This is a genomic window from Paraprevotella xylaniphila YIT 11841, assembly GCF_000205165.1.
Taxonomy (GTDB): domain Bacteria; phylum Bacteroidota; class Bacteroidia; order Bacteroidales; family Bacteroidaceae; genus Paraprevotella; species Paraprevotella xylaniphila.
The window spans coordinates 1-3686 of the sequence record NZ_GL883829.1; the positions used below are offsets into that span (position 1 = coordinate 1).

Annotated in this window: 3 protein-coding genes; all 3 read left to right on the forward strand. The window is 55.1% G+C overall.

Annotated features, from left to right (window positions below):
• Positions 1 to 490, forward strand: a 490-nt coding sequence (locus HMPREF9442_RS04750) for a topoisomerase C-terminal repeat-containing protein (RefSeq protein ID WP_008625905.1), incomplete at its 5' end; no start/stop codon positions are given.
• A 161-nt stretch (positions 491 to 651) separates the two neighbouring features.
• Positions 652 to 1104: a DUF1896 family protein gene (locus HMPREF9442_RS04755; protein ID WP_040602644.1), complete on the forward strand. Its 453-nt coding sequence runs from the start codon at positions 652 to 654 to the stop codon at positions 1102 to 1104.
• Positions 1094 to 3686: winged helix domain-containing protein (locus tag HMPREF9442_RS04760; RefSeq protein ID WP_008625907.1), on the forward strand; the 2593-nt coding region annotated here is incomplete at its 3' end. The genes HMPREF9442_RS04755 and HMPREF9442_RS04760, both read left to right, overlap by 11 nt.

The window sequence follows — 3686 nt, forward strand, 5'->3', positions numbered from 1 at the left end:
ACTTGCCCTCAATTCCGTCGTGAAGACGATGCGTATCGCCGATGTTGCCATGACGGGCGAATGGGAAAAGGAGCTGGCGCGTATCGAGCGCGGGGAACTGTCCGCCGACACCTTCCGCAAGGAGATAGAGGCGTACACACGTGAGATAACCTCCGAACTGTTCTCGTGCGACAAGCTCTTCGGCAGCCGTGACTCCGGCTGCGCATGTCCCAAGTGCGGCACGGGCAGGATGCGGTTCTACGGCAAGGTAGTACGCTGCGACAACACTGAGTGCGGACTGCCCGTGTTCCGGCTGAAAGCGGGTCGCACCCTGTCCGATGATGAAATCAAAGACCTGCTCACTGACGGGCATACCCAGCTGCTCAAAGGCTTCAAGAGCAAACAGGGCAAGAGTTTCGATGCCATTGTCGCCTTTGACGGGGAATATAACACGACTTTTGTGTTCCCGGAGGCTAAAAAGGGCAAGAAATTTTCAGGACGGAAGAAATAATGCTAACTTTGCCACTTGTTCAGAGTAATGAATTGTTCTTCGATACCGGATTACACTCATACTTTGGATTTAGTGGTGGCACTCGGAGGGATACCGAGTGCCTTTTTCTTCCTTTTTCCAACCATTATCCCGTTAATTATCAATCCGCTAAATCCAAAGTAATGAACAACAAGAAGAAAAACGAGAATCAGACTGACTTTTCCTATTACGGTCTGTACTTGCTGGACTATCTCCGCACGAACAAGTTTGAACAGGCGACCGACACCGCTTTCATACGGGAACGGGCCGACCGTGCCACCGAAACGTATGAGAAGGCTCGGCTCGAAGGCTATCCCGCCGACGGTGCGCAGGAGCTGGCTATGGACACGCTGCTGTGCGGGCTGCGCTATTCCCGGTACGCCATGCTCCGTGAAGTCGTGGAAAACGAGTTCTCAGACGAAGTGCCGGAAGAGAAGCGTGAAGCCTTCATACAGAAATTCCTGCCGCTTGTCGGCAACGTGTTCACCGTCTATGACCTTTCGGACGACAATTTCGCCCTGTCTTCCGATTACGACCTGCTCTACACGGAGCTGACGGGGGCAACTGTCCTTTTCATCGGGGAATATGGCGTTTAACCGCAAACAGAAACTGCGGGACAACATCGAGGCGATACGGACGGCATTCATCCTTGACAGGGAACAGAGAACAGCGACAACCGAAGAGCGTGCCATACTTCAAAGGTACTGCGGTTTCGGAGGTCTGAAATGTATCCTCAACCCTGCGAAGGAACTGACGGATGCCGTCCGGTGGGCGAAATCCGACCTCGAACTGTTCGCCCCTACGGTGGAGCTGCACAGGCTCATCCGTGAGAACAGCAAGGACGAAACGGAGTACAAGCGGTTTGTGGATTCGCTCAAAGCGTCCGTGCTGACCGCTTTCTACACTCCCAAAGAGATAACCGACACCATCGCGGACGTGCTGGCGGATTACAGCGTCCGCCCCGCCCGTATGCTCGAACCGTCGGCAGGTGTCGGTGTATTCGTGGGCTCCGTGCTGCGGCACAGCCCCAATGCGGATGTGATGGCTTTCGAGAAGGATCTGCTCACGGGCACAATCCTGCGGCATCTCTATCCCGACCAAAAGATGCGAACCTGCGGTTTTGAGAAAATCGAAAGACCGTTCAACAATTATTTCGACTTGGCGGTGTCCAACATTCCGTTCGGTGACATCGCCGTGTTCGACGCGGAGTTTCAGCGTAGCGATTCCTTTGGCAGACGCTCCGCCCAGAAAGCCATCCACAACTATTTCTTTCTCAAAGGGCTGGATGCCGTGCGTGACGGCGGTATCGTGGCGTTCATCACCTCGCAAGGGGTATTGAACAGCACCAAGACCTCCGTGCGTAACGAGCTGTTCAGTCAGGCTGATCTGGTATCCGCGATACGCCTGCCCAACAACCTGTTCACGGACAACGCGGGTACGGAGGTGGGCAGTGACCTGATTGTCCTGCAAAAGAACCTCAGCAAGAAGGAAATGTCGCATGACGAGCGGCTGATGACCGTGATACAGACGGACACAAAAACCGACCTGACGGACAACGCCTATTTCATCCACCACCCGGAACGCATCGTGCATACGACGGCGAAACTTGACACCGACCCCTACGGGAAACCCGCTATGGTCTATCTGCACGAGGGCAAGACCGCAGGCATAGCCGGGGACTTGCGCCGTATGCTTGACGAGGATTTCCATTACAGGTTTGCCATGCGCCTGTATTCGGGAACAATCCGGCAGGCGGGAACGGAAGAAAAGGTTACCGTTCAAAAGGAGGTAGAGCGTCCTTCTATAAAATTGGAAACGGAATCTTCGGCGCAGACGGTGGAAACTCCGACGGAAAAACCGCAATCCGCAGAGGAAAAGCCGGAGATAGAACCTCGTCCGAAATATTCCGCCGGAGTGCAGCTCACGTTGCTCGACCTCTGGGGCATGACGGAAGAGGTCAGCCAGCCTAAAACCGCCAAAAAGAAAAAAACGGCGAAAAAGGAAAGCCCGGCAAGACGCGTTACGCCCAAGTCGCAGGTGCAGACCACACAGAATGTTACGGAAAACAAAGAAGCGAAAGCGGATAGTGCCGCCAAGCCTGCCGACCCGGACGACATCTATGCAAAGCTGGATTGGGAAACCAATCCTCCCATCAACGGCTTCTACGAGATGATGATGGAACTCACACCGGAGCGCAGGAAGGAACTTCGGGAGCTGGCAAGGCATCATAATGAGAAGCAGGAAAACAGAACGGCTGCGACGGTCACGCCGGAAGTACCACGTGACCAACCCCGGCAGGAGGAAACACAGCCGGAGGCAGTCACCGCACCTGCCGTTACAGATACCCCATCGGAAGCGGTGGTAACTTCCCTTTTCCCCGACATCGAAGCGGAAAAGCCGAAGGAGGCAGTCGTGGACCTTTCTCCGCGTGCCTACCACCGCACGCCGGAGATGCACCTGCGCGAAGGGTCGCTGGTGGCTGACCGGGGGCGTCATAACATCGGCTACCTGAAGGACATCACGCCATACGGGGCGACATTCCAGCCGCTCGACCTGAAAGGATACCAGAAGGAAAAGGCGTTGTTGTATGTGTCGCTGCGTGACGCCTACGAGCGTCTGTACCGCTATGAATCGAACCTGCACGAAGCAAATGTCCCGTGGCGTGAACATCTGAACACCTGTTACGATGAGTTTGTCATGCGTTACGGCTATCTCAATGCCAAGCAGAACGTGAAGTTAGTGATGATGGACGCGGGCGGGCGCGACATCCTTTCGCTGGAACGGGCGGAGAACGGAAAGTTCGTCAAGGCGGACATCTTCGAGCGTCCTGTTTCCTTCGCGGTGGAGAGCCATGCCAACGTAGGCTCACCCGAAGAAGCCCTGTCCGCGTCGCTCAACAAGTTCGGCACAGTCGATATTGACTATATGAGAACGATAACCGACAGCACGGCGGAGGAATTGCTCACAACCCTGCAAGGGCGCATCTATTATAATCCGCTCGTGACCGGTTACGAAATCAAAGACCGCTTCATCGCAGGAAACGTGATAGAGAAGGCGGAACGCATAGAGGCTTGGATGGGCGACAATCCCGAAAATGAGCGTATGCCGGAGGTGAAGCAGGCGTTGGAGGCTCTGAAAGAAGCCGAACCGCCGCGCATCGCCTTCGAGGATCTGGACT

What these genes read in the sequence shown, in the direction of transcription:
- HMPREF9442_RS04755 (WP_040602644.1), top strand. Translation starts at nt 652, where the DNA reads ATGAACAACAAGAAGAAAAACGAGAATCAGACTGACTTTTCCTATTAC.